Source organism: Desulfatibacillum alkenivorans DSM 16219 (assembly GCF_900142135.1).
In the GTDB taxonomy this organism is placed as follows: Bacteria; Desulfobacterota; Desulfobacteria; order Desulfobacterales; family Desulfatibacillaceae; genus Desulfatibacillum; species Desulfatibacillum alkenivorans.
The window spans coordinates 11,748-30,314 of the sequence record NZ_FQZU01000015.1 but is presented as its reverse complement, the minus strand read 5'-3'; the positions used below and the strand labels follow the sequence as shown (position 1 = coordinate 30,314).

At 57.0% G+C, this 18,567-nt stretch carries 11 protein-coding genes; 8 read left to right on the top strand and 3 right to left on the bottom strand.

The features are described 5' to 3' along the window. Positions 1–13: 13 nt before the first annotated feature. The 8 genes from BUE18_RS13220 to BUE18_RS13185 all read left to right on the top strand — a co-directional run bounded on the left by BUE18_RS13220 (position 14) and on the right by BUE18_RS13185 (position 15,068). Positions 14–6,001 (top strand): DUF7507 domain-containing protein, encoded by a 5,988-nt coding sequence (locus tag BUE18_RS13220; protein ID WP_083611001.1) that lies wholly within the window; start codon positions 14–16, stop codon positions 5,999–6,001. A gap of 40 nt (positions 6,002–6,041) precedes the next feature. Further along, positions 6,042–7,847 carry a DUF11 domain-containing protein gene (locus BUE18_RS13215; protein ID WP_139264733.1) on the top strand — a complete coding sequence of 602 codons (1,806 nt, stop codon included), beginning with the start codon at positions 6,042–6,044 and terminating at the stop codon, positions 7,845–7,847. A 613-nt stretch (positions 7,848–8,460) separates the two neighbouring features. Then, positions 8,461–9,348 (top strand): branched-chain amino acid ABC transporter permease, encoded by an 888-nt coding sequence (locus tag BUE18_RS13210; protein WP_073476445.1) that lies wholly within the window; start codon positions 8,461–8,463, stop codon positions 9,346–9,348. A gap of 5 nt (positions 9,349–9,353) precedes the next feature. After that, the gene (locus BUE18_RS13205) at positions 9,354–10,427 is read left to right on the top strand and encodes a branched-chain amino acid ABC transporter permease (RefSeq protein WP_073476443.1); all 1,074 of its coding nucleotides are present in this window, start codon (positions 9,354–9,356) and stop codon (positions 10,425–10,427) included. Then, positions 10,428–11,204 carry an ABC transporter ATP-binding protein gene (locus BUE18_RS13200; RefSeq protein WP_073476442.1) on the top strand — a complete coding sequence of 259 codons (777 nt, stop codon included), beginning with the start codon at positions 10,428–10,430 and terminating at the stop codon, positions 11,202–11,204. Continuing rightward, entirely contained in the window at positions 11,188–11,958 is a 771-nt protein-coding gene (locus tag BUE18_RS13195) for an ABC transporter ATP-binding protein (protein WP_073476440.1), read from the top strand. Before BUE18_RS13200 ends, BUE18_RS13195 begins: the two co-directional genes overlap by 17 nt. Before the next feature lie 74 nt (positions 11,959–12,032). Beyond that, entirely contained in the window at positions 12,033–13,850 is a 1,818-nt protein-coding gene (locus BUE18_RS13190) for an AMP-dependent synthetase/ligase (protein WP_073476438.1), read from the top strand. A gap of 33 nt (positions 13,851–13,883) precedes the next feature. Next, entirely contained in the window at positions 13,884–15,068 is a 1,185-nt protein-coding gene (locus BUE18_RS13185; protein WP_073476437.1) for an ABC transporter substrate-binding protein, read from the top strand. A 76-nt stretch (positions 15,069–15,144) separates the two neighbouring features. Here BUE18_RS13185 and BUE18_RS13180 read toward each other — a convergent pair whose 3' ends face one another. The 3 genes from BUE18_RS13180 to BUE18_RS13165 form a co-directional block, all read right to left on the bottom strand. Then, positions 15,145–15,969: a CoA-transferase subunit beta gene (locus tag BUE18_RS13180; protein ID WP_073476435.1), complete on the bottom strand. Its 825-nt coding sequence runs from the start codon at positions 15,967–15,969 to the stop codon at positions 15,145–15,147. Next, positions 15,962–17,008 carry a CoA transferase subunit A gene (locus BUE18_RS13175; protein WP_073476433.1) on the bottom strand — a complete coding sequence of 349 codons (1,047 nt, stop codon included), beginning with the start codon at positions 17,006–17,008 and terminating at the stop codon, positions 15,962–15,964. The genes BUE18_RS13180 and BUE18_RS13175 overlap by 8 nt, the downstream gene beginning before the upstream one ends. Positions 17,009–17,628: 620 nt before the next feature. Continuing rightward, positions 17,629–18,399, bottom strand: a complete 771-nt coding sequence (locus BUE18_RS13165; protein ID WP_073476429.1) for an enoyl-CoA hydratase/isomerase family protein — start codon at positions 18,397–18,399, stop codon at positions 17,629–17,631. Positions 18,400–18,567 lie beyond the last annotated feature (168 nt).

Sequence of the window (18,567 nt, the reverse complement as noted above, 5' to 3'; positions counted from 1 at the left end):
CGAGGGCTGCGGTATGCACCGGACGCCGGGAAAACAACCTGAGCACTGTATAAAGCGCATGGCGGGCGCCTGTTTGCTGCTGCTATGGTGCGTGCTGGCGCAGGCTTACCCGGCCCTGGCCCTTAGTCCTCCTGTTGGAACCCAAATAACCAATACGGCGGAGGCGGCGTACGCCGACGCCAATGGCAACGATATGCCGGAGCTCAGCGCTTCGGTCAGCACGGAGGTTGGCGGAGCCCCTGTGCTGAAAATCACCAAAACGGCAAGCAGCGATCCCATAGCCATGGGCTCGGAAATCGTTTACACCATCCTCTACTCCAACCAGGGCAACGCCCCGGCGACTGGGGTGATTATTACGGATAACTTGTCCGGCTTCCTCACGTTCCAGGAAGCCTCGGACGGAGGCGTATACGCCCCCGGGCCTCCGGGCGGAGGCCGGGTGACATGGAGCCCGCCCGATCTGGCCGCGGGCGCCTCCGGCTCGCTCACCATCAGGGCGCTGGTGAAAACTTCCGGCGACTACGCTCCGGGCGATCCTGACGCCATTGCGGCGGGCAGCCTGATATACAACACGGCCAAAATCGAATCCAACGAAATTGACGAAGAGGAAACCATCATTAGCACCGTCGGATCAGGCCCCAACCTCGTGCTGACCAAATCGGTGCAATCCAACTCCGCGGCGCCCGGCGGCGAGATTCAATACACCCTGAGCTACAAAAACCTTGGGAATGCGGCCGCAACAAACGTGCGGATTCAGGACGATCTGCCGGACCAGACAAGCTACGTGGAAAACTCCGCCACTGGAGGCGGAGCGTTAAATGCCAGAACCTTATCCTGGAGCCTGGGCAATCTGGCGCCGGGAGCTTCGGGCCAGGTCGCCTACAAGGCGCAAGTCTCCGTCCTGGCAAAGGAAGGGGCGGTCATAGCCAACACCGGCGTTCTGCTAAGCAACGAAACCGGCGGCGTGCTATCCAACGAGGTTCTGATAACCGTATCCGGCGCCTTTTCCCTGGCCCTGAAAAAAACCGTTTCCCCGGCAAGCGTCAGAGCGGGGGAAAACCTTGTGTTTTCAATCCTGGCGGAAAACAACGGGGCCATCGCCCTGAGCGGAATCACGGTTGCCGATCCCCTGCCTCATGGCGCTACTTTTGTAAGCGCGGATAACGGCGGCGTGCTGGACGCTCAAACAGTAACCTGGTCCATAGACGCCCTGGCGCCCGGCCAGACGCAGACCTTAACGCTTGAGGTGAAGACCGACGCCATCGACCAGGGGCAGAATGCAATGGAAAACACAGCCACGGCCCGGGCTCCGGGACTGAATCCCATTTCCGCGTCGGCCACGGCGGCGCTCACCTGCCGAAGCCAAGGCGTGGTCTCCTTTGTGGGGCCCGGCGGGGAGGCTGTAAGGGATTTCTCCATTGGGGATCAGATTTATCTGACGGTGCAGGACCCGGACCGCAACCTGGACCCCCTGACGGCGGAAACCGTTACGGTGACGCTTTCGGTTCCGGGCACGGGAGACGCCGAAACCATTATTCTGACCGAAAGCATGTTCAACAAAGCGCCCGCCGTAGACTCCGGCCTCTTCTTCGGCGGCCTGCCAAGCAGCGGGGACCCGGCATCGCCTCAGGACGGAACGCTCCAGCTTTCCCAGGACATTGTGATTGACGCGCTGTACGAAGATCCCCTGGACCCCTTGTGCGGGCTGCCCGGACAATCCCAGGCGTCCATTCTGGTGGAGCCGGGCGGCGTGGTCTTCGACGCTACGACCGGCGCCCCCGTAGCCGGGGTTCAGGTTATTCTTTTCACCAATTCAGGACAAAGGGCGTCCACGCTTCCGGACTGGCCTGCGGGCATGCCGGACGTCACCACCACTGGCGCCGACGGGGCTTTTTCATTCCGGAACGTGCCTTATGGAAGCTACTTCTTCAGCGTCGTCCCGGGGGTGGAATTCCAGTTTCCCAGCCAGAAGCCGGACGGGGAATTGCCTCCGGGATTCTCAGTAGAGACGGGCTCCAGGGGGGAGATCTTCACCCTAAGCGTTCAGAACCCGTCGGTTAACATGGACATTCCCCTGGACCCCTCACCGGGAGTGTTGTCCGTTTCCAAAACGTGCAGCAAGGAAAGGGCCGAGATAGGCGACATCGTGCTTTATGAGTTGACCCTGAGCAATCAGGGGTACTCGGCCATTACGGATCTTAAGATCCAGGACGTCCTGCCCCACGGATTTTTATATAAGGACGGATCCACAACCATTGACGGAAAAAAGGCGGAAGACCCGGTTGCCAGCTCCGGCCGAACCATGGAATGGACCATTCCCGTGCTTGCCCCCAGCACAATCATGACGCTTTCCTACCGGGTTGTCATCGGCCCGGACAGCCACCTGGGCGACGGACGCAACACCGTGGCCGCCCAGGGCGTCACCACAGGCGGCATGGTGCATTCCAACGCGGCCTCGCATCAGTTGAAAATCGTCCAGGGCGTGTTCACTACGGACGGAACCATCATCGGAAAGGTGTTTTTAGACCGGAACGGCAACGGGATTCAGGACCCTCCGGGGCCGGAGGGAAAATTTTTAGAGCCGGGCGTTCCCGGCGCGGTCATCTTTACGGAATACGGGCTGCGCATTCGCACGGACAAGGATGGAAAATACTCCGTCTTCTCCGTCAAGCCGGGAACCCACGTCCTGAGGCTGGATGAGACCTCTTTGCCGCCGTCCCTCAGGCTGGTCTCCCTGCATAATCGATTCATGGGGGACGACCGGTCCCAGTTCGTGGACATGCATCCCCACGGGCTGGTCAAGGCGAATTTCGGAGTCAGGGTCAGGCCAGGGCATGCCTGGCCGCCGGAAGCCGGGCTCTTAAATGAGAAGGATGTTCAGGCGCCGGAGGAATCCCCAAAAATCCCCCTGGAAGAACAAATTCCGGGCATGGATAACGCCCTTGCCTTTATCAGCCCGGCCGACAAGGCCGTCCTGCCCAAGGACACCGTGGACGTCATCCTAAAAGGGCATTCAGGGGGAAGCATCAAACTTTTCGTCAACGGCCGCGAGGCGTCCAGGGACCGGCTGGCCACGGTTGTCGCCGACAGCCGCACCAAGGTGTCCGCCTATGAATTCCTGGGCGTTTCCCTGCAGGCCGGCGAAAGCAACACCCTGGAAGCCAGACTGCTGGACCCATATGGAAATCAGCGGGGCGCGGTTTCCATTACCGTGGAATGCACTGGCAAGCCGGCGAAGATCAAGATTGACGCGGACGACAAGGGCTTTCCGGCCAATCCGTCCGCTCCCGTGGAAATCCCGGTGAGCCTTGTGGACAACAAGGAAAGAGTCGTGGGCCATAACGGGCTGATGGAAGTTGAAGCCTCCATGGGCAAAATCCTGAATCCGGACGCAAACCCGGACGAAGACGGCCTGCAGATTGCCTACGAATCCGGCAGGGCCGCGCTTCACATCCAGCCTCCGGGAGAAACCGGCCAGGCCGTGATCCGTGTAAGATCCGAAGGCTTGAGCAAGGAGCAGGAAGTCTATTTTACGCCTCATCTGCGGGACATGATGATCGTTGGCTTGGGCGAAGTGGTTTTAGGCCTGGGGGATTCGGGCGGGGATTACACCGTCTTGAAAAAGGAGCGCTCCTTTGACGAAAACGGTTACGCCGACGGCCGCGCCGCCGTATTCGCCCAAGGCAGGGTCTTTGATAAGAACCTCCTGACCATCGGCGTGGACACAGCCAAAGACAGGGATCGCCGGGACGACAATATTTTCAACTCCCAGGAGCAGACCCTGGACTCGCCGGACAAATACCCCATATACGGAGACGAGTCGGAAAGCGAGTACCTGGCCCAGTCCAGGGAAAAAGTCTACGCAAAAATCGAACGGGATAAATCGTCCCTCATGTACGGGGATTTTGAAACCGCCTTCACCGGCTCCCGCCTGGCCGAGTACAACCGGTCCTTTACGGGCGGCTACGGAGACCTGAACCTGAAACGCTTCCGCCTCCAGGGCATGGCCACCAAGTCGGACCAGGCTCTGATTGTGGACGTGCTGCGCGCCAAGGGGAGTTCGGGCTATTATTACTTGTCCGAAATGGATTTGGTGGAAGGCTCGGAGCGGGTGGTGATCGAAGTGCGGGACAGGAATCAGGTGGAACGGGTTTTATCGCGGAAAACGCTCTCCAGGGGATCGGACTACAACATGGAATACGACCTGGGCGCCGTCCTGTTCATGGAGCCCGCGCCCAGCTACGATATCAACTTCAACCCGATCTTTATTGTGGTCAATTACGAATCCCGCTCTCCGCACCTGGATTATTACGCTTACGGAGGCCGCAGCCAGGCTGCCGTGTTCTCGTGGCTGGACGTGGGCGCCACCGGCGTGGTGGAGGAAAACGACTTAGCCAATTATAATCTGACAGGCGGGGACATGGCTTTGCACCTGCCGTGGCGGACGGACCTGAGAGCGGAATACGCCCAGACCCGCGCCATCTTTGATGAATTGGGAGCTCTGGGGCCGGAAAACGGAGAAGGCTGGCGTTTTGACCTGGAATCCAGGCCGGTTGATAAACTGAGCCTGTCGGGGTATTATCAGAACCTGTCCGAATTCTTTTCCAACCCGTCCGCCATAGGCGCCCAAAGGGGCGTGGAAAGCCTGGGCGGAAAGGCGCAGTACGCCCTGGACTCGGGCCTGTCCTTTTCGGCGCAATATTATGAGGACGACGACAGGCTGAACAATCGGGTGAGCCAGACCGGGGCGGCGGCGGTCGCCAAGAAGTTTGCCAAAACCCAGGTGGAGGCCGGAGTCGTCTACGAAAACATCACGGAAGGCGCCAATGCGTCCAAACGCCCGGATTATTTGCGCACCTTTGAAACGGACCGGCCGGCCCTGGATCACGAAACCTCGGTCATGGCCGGGGCGGGATATGATTACTCGGAAAAACTCTCGTTTAAGGCCAGGCATCATCACAGCGTTACGGGCTCCGGGTATCACCTGACGGACGCAGGCGTCAACGCCGCCCTGACGGACAAAACCACGGGCTACATCCGCCAGGAATATGCGGAGTATTCGGAATACGACGACATGCACACCACGGCCGGCCTGGAATCGCAAGTGGGGGAAAACACCACGGCGTACAATGAAATGCGCCTGGAAGGCGGCGCTTCGGGAGAGCGGAACCACCAGATAGTCGGGCTAAAGCACCGGCTGCGCTTCACAAGCGCCCTGACCGGAGACGCCTCCATGGAATACGCCCAGACCATTGCAGGCGAAGCGGACAGCTCCATTCCCGACGGATTCGCACTAGGCGGAGCCTTGCGCTACATCCCGGACGATCTGCTGAAGGTCACAACCCGGGCGGAATACACCATGGAGGACTCGGCGTGGCAAACCCGCAGGACCTACCTGGGGGAAGCCGGCCTGATTTACAAGATGCATCCGGATTATTCGCTGCTGGCCAGGGCCAGGGGATTCTGGGACCTCTCGGAACAGGACGGGGATCAGGTTTACAGCCGGACCATGGCCGGGCTGGCCTTCAGGCCCATTCAATCGGACGCCTTTCACATGCTGGCCAAGACGGAGTACAAATACGAGGACAACCAAAAGTCCACGCCGAAATACGAATCCCATAGCGTCATTCCATCCATTGAGGGAGTGTATCAGGCCTCGCACAAAACCCAGTTCATAGGCAAGTACGCCGCCAAATTCCAAACGGACGGCGATCTTGAGGCCTATACCGACCTGTGGTCGGGCAGGATTATCTATGACATCACGGACCGCTTTGACGCCAGTGCAGGCTACAGGGTGTTGACCGCCCACACGGCCAACGGAAGCATGCGCCAGGGCGGATTCGCCGAACTGGGCGTGCGGGCGTTCAAGAATTTATGGATTTCGGGCGGATATTGCTTTGACGACTTTGACACGGACCTGACCGGGGACAGCTTCCAGGGCCAGGGGCCGTATATTCGGATACGGTTCAAGTTCGACGAGAACCTGTTTGCAAAAAAATGACGCCAAAAAGCGAACCGTTGAAAAGGAAACAGGCTGCTTCATGAAAAAACCGGCCGCATACATGGTAATCCGAATGATTACGGCGATCCTGCTGACGGCATTGCTGGCGCCCGCCTCCGCCCTGGCGTGGCCTGCAGCCTCCGAGTGGAATCCCCTGCTCAAAAACGGGGCATTTCTGCTGGATCCCAACAACGACGCCCAGGGGTCCCGGAACATTGTGTCGGATGCAACCCATGCGGCCGCTTACATCTATAACGACGGAACCTACATCTACTTCAGGATGCGCCTGGACCAAAACCCCCAGGGCACGGGCGGCCAAGGGTTGTTGCAGCCTTATGGCTGGGGCTTTGAATTCGATACGGACTCCGACCCCACCTCCTATGAATGGCTGCTGATCCTGGACGGCATTTCCAAGACGGAGAATATCATCCTGGAGCAAAACACGGTGCAGCAGAGCATCGACGACCCGTCAGACTCCTCGGAAATTGATGCTTACGCCATTTCCGTTTCCGGCAATTATCAAATAAACCTGGCGGACACCTCGTTCAACGGCGACCAGGACTATTTTCTGGACTACCGCTTTCCCTATTCCACCTTTCTGCAAATGACCGGGCTAGACGATTCCTCCCCCATCCGGGTGTTCGGCGGATCGTCCTCCAGCACCAACGCTTTGACGGAACGCGGGGCCGACCTCTTGGGGGCCTCCACCCTTTCGGGAGGCTTTACGGACATCATCACCCCCACGGGAACCACTCCCACGGACGGGTCCGTAAAGTTTGTGGAAAACCTGGCGGGAACCGGCGACATGACAGCGGCATGCCCCGGCGACGCATTATTCGTCCGCGTCATAGACGGGGATAAAAACTATGTGGACGCCTCGGCCCAAACCCTGGAGGTCACGCTGACGGTTCCGTCCGGGGATTCGGAAACCATTGTGTTGACGGAGACCGGGGTGAATACAAGCTGGTTTACGGGCTCCATCCCCACGGCGGCGGCGGCCTCCAATCCCGGCGACGGAACCTTGCAGGTCTTCCCGGGGGAAACGGCGACCGTGACTTACATGGACGAAATAACCGCCGGCGGAAGCGTAAACATCGCCAGGACGGATTCGCTGGTCATGGGATTGCCCGCAATTTCCATCGCCAAAACCACGCCCACGCCATTGGTTACTTCGGGAGGCTGCGCGGAATACACCATTACCGTGACCAACTCCGGCTGCGGAGCAGGAACAATCACCCAAATACAAGACGTGCTTCCCGGCAATTTTACCTACCAAGCCGGCTCCACCCAGGGGCTCGCCGCGGCGGACCCGGCCTTATCGGGGCAGGTGCTCACCTGGAACGGGTCCTGGAGCGTGCCGCCATACTCCAATGTGAACTTGAGCTTCCAGGTTTATGCAGGAACCGCTTCCGGCGTGTTCTATAACAACGCCAGCGTTTCAGGCGCCAACTTCAATCAGGTTTCCACGGGAGACGCCGCCCCGGTCACGGTAATCGCCCCCTTGCTGGAAATAGTAAAAAACGTGGACAAAACCAACGCCAAGCCCGGGGAGGAGCTGATTTACTCCATCCACTACCACAATATCGGCTCCGACGCCGCCCACGACATTGTGATTACGGACGAAATTCCCGCATTCACCGCTTTTCTCCCCGGCAGCCTGAGAATAGGACCGGCGGACGGCGACTACGCCTCGGCGACCCCGGTTACGGATGCGGGGGATGGGGATGAAGGAACCGTCATAGCCCCCAATATCGTCTTTGTCATCCCCCTGACGGGAGCGGACGACGGGGTTCCCGGAAGCGGCCCGGATGAAGGAAAAGCCTACTTCAAAGTGCTCATCGACTAAGGATCAAGCTGGCGCCGCAAGCCGGTTTTCTGTTTAAAGTGTCATTTTTATCAGTTTAAATATGCAGATATGGTTGGTTTTTTGCCTATGATTAGACATTTTAAAGGCCATGCCGCAGTTGTTTTCCCAATAAAACCAAGGGGAAAAACGGGCAGTCATTTTTTTCAACACCTGGACGAACTTTATTTTTCGATTCCAAATTAATGGGTTAGATCGTATTGATTTCAAATAGAAAGTAAGTTTTACTTGCATTAAATGCAATTTTTCCAAAAAAACGTTATTTCTTTATTGCACTGAGATCATGCCTGATGGTATCATTTATCCGTCCGTGAAACTTGGGCTCCAATCGTAAGAATGACTACTCATTTTCATATAGCGGCTAAGCGCCGCACTTTCAAAACACATAGCGCACTATCGGGGTAAAAGCGGCCATTGTCGTCAGCTTCTTGAAAAACCCGTATCATTTGTTTTTCCATATTGCAGGTTGCTGTAAAAATTGCAGGTTGAGTCTTTGTAGTTTAACAACAACTGGCCCACCTATAAGCGACAACTCCAGTTTATGCTGCGGTTGATTCCGGTTGTTACACTTTGATCCACAAGGGGTTTAACAGGAATGGAATTTTTCAACGAGCTCACCCAGACCATCTTAAACGGGGTCGCCATCGGGTGTATTTACGGGATGGTGGCTCTAGGCTTCGTGCTTATTTACAAAAGCACGGAAGTCATCAACTTCGCCCAGGGGGAACTTCTCATGCTGGGCGCCTTCATCAGCTACAGTTTAATCACGCAGCTTCACCTATCCTATTGGACGGCGCTGGTGGTCACCATCCTGGCCATGGGAATCGTGGGCGCGATCCTGGAGCGGGTTGTGCTTCGCTCTCTTGTGGGGGAGCCCACCTACGCTATTGTCATTGTAACAATCGGAATTTCTTATTTTATCCGAAGCATTGTAAGCATGATACCGGGCTGGGGGACCGACACCTACGGGTTCCGCACTCCGTTCACGGATAAGTTCCTCCGCTGGGGGGACGTGGTCATCTCTTATGAGTATCTTTCCATCGTCGTTTTGGCTTTGGTATTGATCGCCGCGGTTTTCGTCTTTTTCGGCTACAGCCGCATGGGCACGGCCATGAGGGCGACCTCCCAGAACCAGTTGGCTGCGGTTTACATGGGCATCAGCGTGACGCGGGTTTTTTCCCTCACCTGGACCATTGCGGCGGCCCTGGGGGGGATCGGCGGCATCTTGCTGGCGCCCATCACCTTTGTTCACATGAACATGGGCTTCATCGGCCTTAAGGCCGTGCCGGCCGCGGTTTTGGGGGGATTCACCAGTCCTCCCGGGGCCATTGTGGGCGGCCTGATCATCGGCATTACGGAAAGCCTGGCCGGCGTGTATTTGGAGGAGGGTTGGAAGGACATTGCGGCTTGGATCATTTTGATTGCGGTACTCATTATTAGGCCCCAGGGCCTGTTCGGCATCCAGGAAAAGAAAAAGGTGTAACGACTATGCGTTTTTTAATGAAGACGGATTATTATCAGGATATCAGGCTGTTCAAGTACAGAAGCACGTTCTTCTGGTATCTGGCCCTGGTTCTGGGATGCGTGCTGCTGCCCAAAATCATAGACGAATACATGCTCTCCCAGTTGACCTTTATTTGCATCTACGCCGTGGCCGGAGTGGGGCTCATGCTGCTCACCGGGTTCACCGGGCAAATCTCCATGGGGCATGCGGCCTTTCTGGCCATCGGTTCGTACACCTCGGCCGTGTTGACCGCCAAGGGAGTTCCCTTTTTGCTGGCGCTCCCCGCTTCCGGCGTAACGGCCGCTCTGGTCGGAATCGTCATCGGCAGGCCCATCCTCCACTTGACGGGGTTGTATCTGGCCATCGCCACCATGGGCGCCGCCTTTATCATCGAGGAAATCCTGGTGAGGTGGGAAAGCGTCACCAACGGCAACATGGGCATGATGGTGGATACGCCCACCATATTCGGGTTCGGCTTTGACACCGAGATCCGTTTTTTCTACCTTTCACTAGTGGTCCTAATACTGGTTTTACTGCTAGCAAAAAACATTCTCCGGTCTCCCACCGGCCGGGCTTTCATCGCCATCCGGGACAGCGAAATCGCCGCCGAAGCCATGGGCATCAACCTGGCCAGCTTCAAAACCCAGTCCTTCGCCATCAGCGCGTTCTTTACGGGGATAGCCGGCAGCCTGTACGCCCACAAGATCTTTTTCATCAACCCGGAGAGCTACACCATCATGCAGTCCATCGAGCTTTTGGCCATTGTCATCATCGGCGGGCTGGGCAGCCTCCACGGCGCGGTGTACGGCTCCATATTCTTCATATTTCTGCCCCAGTTGATCATCATAAGCAAGGATTACCTGCCGTCCTTCGTCCAGGACCAGACCGGGCTGCAGCCCGCCTTGTTCGGCTTGCTGATCATCCTGGTCATGCTTTTCGAGCCCATGGGCATTTACGGCAGGTGGCTTAAGACAAAATTCTACTTTGAGTGGTTTCCCTTGTACAAGAAGGACTCCTTCAAACGAGAGAAAAAATACCAGAAAGCAGAGAGGCACTAAATGGCGTTTTTTCAAGCACAGGAAATATCCATCAGCTTCGGCGGCCTAAAGGCCCTGGACCGGGTGAGCTTTACGGTCAACAAGGGGGAGATTTTTTCCATCATAGGCCCCAACGGCGCCGGCAAGACCACCATCTTCAATTGCATAAACCGGTTTTACGACCTGGACGAGGGCGTGTTCTTGCTGGACGGGAAAAGCCTTAGCTCCGCCAAGACCCACCAGATCGCCGATATGGGAATCGCCCGCACCTTCCAGAACATCGAGTTGTTCAAGAACATGACGGTCCTGGACAACCTGATTCTGGGCAGGCATCGGAAAAGGCGCTCCAACATCCTGACGGAGATGTTCTTTTTCAAGCCCGTGCAACGGCAGGAGATAAACAGCCGGGAAAAGGCCGAGGAGATCATCGATTTCCTGGACCTGGAAGCCCACCGGGACCAGTTGGTCGTCAATCTTCCCTACGGCGTCCAGAAAACCGTGGAGCTGGGCCGGGCCCTGGCCATGGAGCCCACGCTTTTGCTTCTGGACGAGCCCACCTCGGGCCTGAACATGGAGGAATCCGAGGATCTGGCCTTTTGGCTGGACGACATGAAGGAGGAGTTGGGCATCACGGTCCTGATGGTGGAGCACAACATGCGGTTCGTCAAGCAAACCACGGACCGGGTGCTTGCCATTGATTTCGGGCAGACCATTATCGAGGGAGAAACCAACGAAGTCTTGAACCACCCTGACGTGATGAGAGCCTACCTGGGGGAAGAAAATGTCTGTAATGCTTAAAGTCCGCAACATAGAAACTTATTACGGCCCCATCATGGCTATCAAGGGGGTCTCCTTTGACATACTGGAAGGGGCGGTGGTCACCATTCTGGGCGCCAACGGCGCCGGCAAAACCACCATTTTAAAAACCCTGTCCTCCATCATGGACCCGGAAAAAGGGACCATTGAATTCATGGGCCAGCGCATCGAGGGGCTGCCTCCGGAAAAAATCGTGGCCATGGGCATCTCCCAGGTACCGGAAGGCCGGGAGGTTTTCCATGACCTGACGGTCAAGGAAAACCTGCTCATGGGCGCCTACCTGCGCAACGACCGGGCCGGGATCAAACGGGACATCGACATGGTGTACGATTATTTTCCCATCCTGAAAGACCGCACAGCGCAGCTGGCCGGAGACATGAGCGGCGGCCAGCAGCAGATGGTGGTCATCGGCCGCGCTCTCATGGCGCGCCCCAAGCTGCTCATGCTGGACGAGCCGTCTTTGGGCCTCTCGCCCTTGCTGGTCAAGGAGATTTACCAGATCATCGAGCGCATCAACCAGGAGCATAACACCACCATCCTGCTGGTGGAGCAAAACGCGCCCATGGCCTTGTCCATTGCAAGCCACGGATTCGTTCTGGAGCTGGGCAGGATCGTGATGGACGACACCTGCCAGGCGCTCATGGCCAACGAGGACGTGCAGGAGTTTTACCTGGGAATCAAGGAGGACAGCGTCCGTGGCGCCAAACGGTGGAAGCGCAAGAAAAAATGGCGCTAAATCCACCGGCGGCCAGTCAGTCCGGCGGCTATGAGCCGCTTTTCCCGCAATCTTTATCTTTACGGAATAAAATAATGACGCCTTCCCAAATCAATATCCAAAACGAGACGGTCCCCACCCTGTTCTGGCGCCGCGTACACGACTGGGCGGACAACACCGCCCTGCGCGCCAAGGTTTACGGCATCTGGAGAAAAATCACCTGGAGGGAATACGGGCAAAAAGCCAGGTACGCCGGCCTGGGCCTTATCAGCCTGGGCCTGGAAAAAGGGGATCGGGTCACGATCATCAGCGAAAACAACCCGGAATGGCTGTTCAGCGACATGGGCGCCATGTGCGCCGGCGGCATCTCCGTGGGGATTTATCCCACGGACTCCCCCCAACAGGTGGAGTACGTCCTGAATCATTGCCAGGCGAAATTTTACATCGCCGAAGACGAAGAGCAGTTGGACAAGGTCCTGGAAGTGCGGGAGCGCACCCCCCACCTGAAAAAGATCATCGTGATGGACATGGAAGGCCTGCGCCATTTTGAAGACGACATGTTCCTGAGCTTTGACGATCTGCTGGAACTGGGCAGGAAAATGGACGAGGAAAACCCCTTGCTCTTTGAACAGCGCCTGCGCGAGCCCCAGCCGGAAGACACGGCCATTCTCATTTACACTTCCGGCACCACCGGGCCTCCCAAAGGGGCCATGATCACCCACAGCAACATCCTGAACACCATGGACATGCAAAACGAGGTGAATCCCGGGGATGAAACGGACGAAGTCCTTTCCTTCCTGCCCCTGTGTCATATCGCCCAGAGAACGGTGTCGGTGTTTGCGCCCTTGCTAACGGGCGGCAGAATCAACTTTGTGGAGGAAATGGACACGATCCCCCAGAACATGCAGGAGGTGTCCCCCACCATATTCTTCGCCGTGCCCCGAATCTGGGAAAAATTCTATTCCTCTCTGATTCTGACCATGAAGGAATCCACCCGGTTCGAAAAGCTGGCCTTTAAGTGGGCCACGGGCATCGGCCAAAAACTGTCGGATATTCGCCTGCACGGCCAGGAGCCGCCCGCCTACCTGAAAGTTCTGTTCAAGTTCGCGGACTGGACGGTCTTGCGCAACCTGAAAAAGGTGATCGGCCTGAACCGGGCCAGATACTGCATGTCCGGCGCGGCGCCCATTTCCCCGGACCTGTTGAAGTTCTACCACGGCCTGGGCCTGGACATTCGGGAGGTGTACGGCCAGACGGAAAACTGCGGCCCCACCACGGTGCACTATTCGGGCCAGGTGAAATTCGGCACCGTGGGCCAGCCCCTGCCCCGGGCCCAGGTGAAGATTGCGGAGGACGGCGAGATCTTGCTGAAAGGCCCCCATGTCTTCAAGGGCTATTTCAACGATCCTGAAAAAACCGCCGAAACGGTCATCGACGGATGGCTGTACACCGGCGACGTGGGCAGAATCGACGAAGACGGCCATTTGATCATTACGGACCGGAAAAAGGACATCATCATCACGGCCGGAGGCAAGAACATCACGCCGTCCGAAATCGAAAACCAGCTCAAGTTCAGCCCCTACATCACGGACGCCGTAGTGATCGGCGACGGCCGGAAATACCTGACGGCCCTCATTATGGTGGACGACGAAAACGTCATGAAGTTCGCCCAGGAAAACAAAGTGCCTTTTACCACTTACGCAAGCCTTACCAAGGCCCAGGAGGTTGTGGACCTGATTCAAAACGAAGTGGAGGAAGTGAACAAACAATTTGCAAGGGTGGAGACGATCAAGAAGTTCCGTTTGATCGACATTCAGCTGACCACGGACGATGACGAAATCACTCCCACGGGAAAACTCAAACGCAATTTCGTGAACGAGAAGTTCAAGGATGTCATTGAATCCATGTATTAAGCCCCTTAACTCTAACCATAGTGGAGGTGGAAAATGAAAACCAAATGGGTGGTACTGTTATTAACTCTTTTGATGGCAGCTGGCTTTGCTTTTACGGCGTCGGCCGAAGTAGGCGTTACCGACGACGAAATCGTCATCGGCTCCCATCTGGACCTGAGCGGCCCCATCGCGGGCTGGGGAACCCAGGCGAAACTGGGCATGGAAATGCGCGCCAAGGAATGCAACGACGCAGGCGGCATCCATGGCCGGAAAATCAGGCTGGTCATTGAAGACAACGCCTACGACCCCAAAAAGGCCATCATGGTGACCAATAAACTCATCGCCCGCGACAAGGTTTTCATGTTTGTGGGCAACATGGGCTCCCCCACGGCGGGCGCCACCAAACCCCTGATCTCCGGAAAGAAAATCCCGCAGATCTTCCCCATCACCGCGGCATCCCTGTTCTTCGACCCCTACGACAGGTACAGCTTCGGCGGCTGGGTGCCCTATTACGACCAGGTCCGCGCCGCCGTCAAATGGTTCGTGGAAAACAAAGGTTATACAAAAATCGGCATGATGTACCAGGACGACGAAATGGGCCACATCATGATGAAGGGCCTGAAGGACCAACTGGCTGTTCACGGGCTTGAAGTCGCTGCCGCCGAATCCTACAAGCGCGGCGCCACGGATTTCAGCTCGCAGATGGCCAAGCTGAAAAAAGCCGACGTGGAACTGGTATGCCTGGGCACCGTCATCCGCGAAACCGTGGGCGGCGTCAAGGAAGCCAAAAAACTCAACTGGGACGTGGACATGGTCTGTTTTTCCCCCGGCTACAACAGCTACGTGGTGGGCCTTTGCCTGAAAGCCGGCTTCTCCCCGGACGGCCTCTACGCCACCGGGCAGTCCAACTACGTCTATCCCGACAGCGAGTTGGAATCCATCCGCGAATTCTGCAAAAAGCATAAGGAATGGTACGGCAAGGATCCGGATCTTCCGACCTCGGCGGGCTGGGGCGGAATGGATTATTTCATCAAGGTGGCTGAAAAAGCCGGCCCGGACCTGACCCGGGAAAAATGGATCGATACCGCTGAAAGCTATGGCGTGTACAAAGATCCGATCTTCGGCGGCGTGGACGTGGAATTCACCTCGGAACAGCATCAAGGCGCCTTTGACGCCATCCTGAGCCAGGTGAAGAACAACAAGTTCGTGAAAATCGCCGACGTCTCTTTCAGGGACTAAGCGCCTCGTAAACCCTTGGCATTCCAAAACGCCCGCCCTCTTCTGCAGAGAGCGGGCGTTTTATTTCCTTAAAAAATTACTCCCCCCGCATCTGCTTGATTTGCGCGACGGCGTTTTCGATGCCCAGTTCAATGCCCAGGGCGCGGCTCATGGTCTGGTTGGGGGCGAAATGCCGGATAAAAGCGATTTCCTCGTCCGAGGGGCGCTCCGTAACCTTCAGATCCTCGGCGACTTTCATCTCCCACGGAACCTTGGCCTGGATTTCCTCCACCTCAACTCCCGGATGAATCCGGGCCAGAAACATCTCCTTGGTCTCCGCGTCAAAATGAAAAATCCCCTGAGTGGTGATGAGGGCGCAAGGCCCGCTGTCTTTGGGAAAATACCCGCTTTCGTTGCGGGAGTTTCCGCCCCGTAAATGGCCGGGGGAAGTCAGGTAGTCCAGCTTTTCCTTGAACTCGCCGCTGCGCATGGTCAAAACCGTGCGTTTGGAATAGGATATGAAGTCCGCGGCGCCGCCTGAGCCTGGCAGCCGGAGATCGGGCTTGTAGTAGTCGCCGATGGTGGTTGTGTTCAGGTTGCCGTACCGGTCCACCTGCCCTACTCCCAAAAAGCAAACGTCCACAAAGCCCCGGTACAGGGCCGTGAATATGGAAAACAAGTCTGTGCTATAAGAATAGCCGCGCATGGCGTGAGCGTCGGCGATGTGGTTCAGGGGAACCAGGGGCTCGAAATCCACAATGCCGGACTCCAGCATGAGGGTGGCGTTGGGCGCGTGAAGAGCCTTGGCTAAAGCGCCGGCGGTCATGGGCAGGCCTACGCCCAGGATGATGTTCTCCCCGTCGTTGATTTCCCGGGCCGCGGCGATGATCAGCATTTCGTTGAGCGTAAACGGCTTAGCCATAGAGCTTCTCCCTTTGTTCCAGCAAGAGTTCCAGTTCTTCCCGGGTTTTTCCCAGGTATCTGTCGCGGCCGTTTTCGTCCCAGGCCGAGTGGAAGGCCGCGCCGTAGCTGGCGGGCGCGCTGGGCAGGGGTTTGGCTTTCAATGCCTGCAGCCTGCTGATGTGGAAAACCTTGGCGTAATGATCCAAATAGGCCTGCCTGGAGGGGCAGTTGTAAACCCATTCATCCAGCCATTTTTCCATACCCTCCCTGGTTTTCATGGCCTCCATGATCAGGCCGTAAAAGAGCTTGTCCTGGTTGTAATACCCCAGGACCTCACAGGGATGGGCGCCCCACGGGCTTTCCACCACGGCGTCCACCCGGTAGGCGGGGATGATGGTGAAATGAGGACTGGCGCGGACAATGCTTTCGTCCACGATTTCCTCGCAGGACACGATGATCTTCTTGCTGGCGAGAGCGGCCGCGGCCACGCTGCCCAAGGCGCCCCAGTACTGGGCGTTGCCGAATTTGTCGGCCCGCTGCACGTGCACGATGCAAACGTCCGGGTTGGCCGCCGGAACGGTGAGGATTTCCTTGCCCGTGTAGGGGCATTTGATAATCCGGTATTTGTCCTCGCCCATGAAAGTGCGTTTGGTGAAAAGGTCGGTCTCGCGGATTCCCTCCAACACCTGCATGAAGCTAAAACCGTGCATGCCGGCGACCATGCGGGCGTTGTAGTTGAAATTGCTATAGTCCTCCAGTTCCAGGCTGCCGTCCTGCAAGGCTCTTTCCACGGACGAGCCGCCGGTCTTTCCGCCGGAGCGCATGACATAGGTGCTGACCATGCGGGACAGGCAGCCGGCGGCGGTGAGAATTTCCGCGTCGAAAATACCGGACTGGGAGTACAGGGTGAGGCCGCGGCGCCCCTGGCGGATGACTTCGCATACAAGGTCTGCGCAGGTTCCTACGGTGTAATTGCCGATCACCAGTTCATCGCCGTCGTGGATCAGCCGTTGCACGGCTTCCTGGGCGGTGGTGACTTTGGATCTTTTTCCCTCCATGTATGTCTCCTCTTCGAGTGAATGGGTAAGGGGTGGGGGTAAAAGGGGGATAGGCTTTTAAACTCATACTGCGAGTTTTTATGACGCCCGCAAAGGACGGTAAGGGTTTTAAGTTGCGATTTGGACGAACATCCTTTCGTCCAAAGCAGGGCAAGCCCTGCGGCTACACTGCGTAATCATTTTAATGAGGCGTCGATCCGTAGGGTCAGGGTTTCCCTGACCAAAACGCGCTTTGCGCGTTTCAAAGGCGCCCACAGGGGGGCGCCGCTACATGACGAATTCCGCCCCTTGGTCCGTCAAATTCCTGCGGTTTTGAATTTTCTCCAACCGATTGTTGGGTTTCGCGTCCGGCGCTTCAGGCCTCAGTCTCCTGCATTGGCCCGACGAGTTCCTGGCGTTCGGATAGTCCACGCAAGCCTTATCCAACCTACTAACTTTATGGACAGATCGTAGATTGGGTAGAGCGATGAAAAGACCTATTGAAAGCCCGCAACCTGCATTTTGAAGGATCGCATCCAACTGTTTTTTCTTCCTGCGAAACCCAACAAAAAGTCGCCAAGTGCGTTTTATAACAACCCGCCTTGCCAAGGCTCAAACGTCAAACGTAGATTTGACCCCATTTATTCGCCGATAAAATTGGGCGGACGCTTTTCCAGGAATGCGGCGAACCCCTCCTGGCTGTCCTTGGTGGCTTTAACCACTGCGCTGCCCTGCCCTTCGACCTCCAGGCCTTTTTCAATGCCTTCGTAAGCGCCGGCGGACATGGATCTCAACACCATGGCCACAGCCACCGGAGGCCGCTTTGCCAGGGCTTCGGCGAAAGCCATGGCGTCTTCCATAAGCATTTCCGGCGCGCTGACCTGGTTGACCAAGCCTATTTCCAAGGCTTGATTGGCGTCCAGGCGTTTGGAAAACAGAATCATGTCCAGGGCTTTGGCTTCGCCGACCACCCGGGAAAGGCGCTGGGTGCCGCCCCAACCGGGGATGATGCCCAAATTCAGCTCGGTCAGGCCGATTTTCGCCTTGGGATTGTCGGCCATAATGCGGAAGGTGCAGCACAGGGCCAGTTCCAGGCCTCCGCCCAAAGCGTGGCCGTTGATGGCCGCTATGACGGGCTTTTCAAACCGGTCGATGCGGGTCCACAGGGTCTTGGCCATGGGGCTGGTTTTGGGCAGGTTGGCGGCGTCGGAAACGTCCATGCCGGCCGAAAAGCATTTTTCGCCCGCGCCGGTCAGGATGACCACCCGCACGTCCTTATCTTTTTCCGCTTCGTCCACGGCGGCCAAGAAATCCGTGACGGCCGCCAGGTTCCAGGCGTTGGCCGGGGGATGGTTGAAGGTAATAACGGCGATATGCCCCTTCTTCTCGTAAATAATATTTTCCAGGTTCATGGTTTTCTCCTTTATTTCAAGGTGCGAACAAACGGGTTGCTATCCGAAAAAGCACGACACTGGGTCCCCGTTTCCGGGATTGCGTCATGATGATTGCAAACTGCCGCAATCATCCCGCCGCATCCCTCCACGGGGATGACGGAGAGCTGAGGTTGTTGCAATAAATGG

Bases quoted from the DNA above. Each gene is read 5' to 3' on its own strand.
- BUE18_RS13195 (WP_073476440.1), top strand. From the start codon at position 11,188: ATGTCTGTAATGCTTAAAGTCCGCAACATAGAAACTTATTACGGCCCC.
- BUE18_RS13185 (WP_073476437.1), top strand. From the start codon at position 13,884: ATGAAAACCAAATGGGTGGTACTGTTATTAACTCTTTTGATGGCAGCT.
- BUE18_RS13175 (WP_073476433.1), bottom strand. From the start codon at position 17,008: ATGGAGGGAAAAAGATCCAAAGTCACCACCGCCCAGGAAGCCGTGCAA.
- BUE18_RS13165 (WP_073476429.1), bottom strand. From the start codon at position 18,399: ATGAACCTGGAAAATATTATTTACGAGAAGAAGGGGCATATCGCCGTT.
- BUE18_RS13190 (WP_073476438.1), top strand. From the start codon at position 12,033: ATGACGCCTTCCCAAATCAATATCCAAAACGAGACGGTCCCCACCCTG.
- BUE18_RS13205 (WP_073476443.1), top strand. From the start codon at position 9,354: ATGCGTTTTTTAATGAAGACGGATTATTATCAGGATATCAGGCTGTTC.
- BUE18_RS13210 (WP_073476445.1), top strand. From the start codon at position 8,461: ATGGAATTTTTCAACGAGCTCACCCAGACCATCTTAAACGGGGTCGCC.
- BUE18_RS13180 (WP_073476435.1), bottom strand. From the start codon at position 15,969: ATGGCTAAGCCGTTTACGCTCAACGAAATGCTGATCATCGCCGCGGCC.
- BUE18_RS13220 (WP_083611001.1), top strand. From the start codon at position 14: ATGCACCGGACGCCGGGAAAACAACCTGAGCACTGTATAAAGCGCATG.
- BUE18_RS13215 (WP_139264733.1), top strand. From the start codon at position 6,042: ATGAAAAAACCGGCCGCATACATGGTAATCCGAATGATTACGGCGATC.
- BUE18_RS13200 (WP_073476442.1), top strand. From the start codon at position 10,428: ATGGCGTTTTTTCAAGCACAGGAAATATCCATCAGCTTCGGCGGCCTA.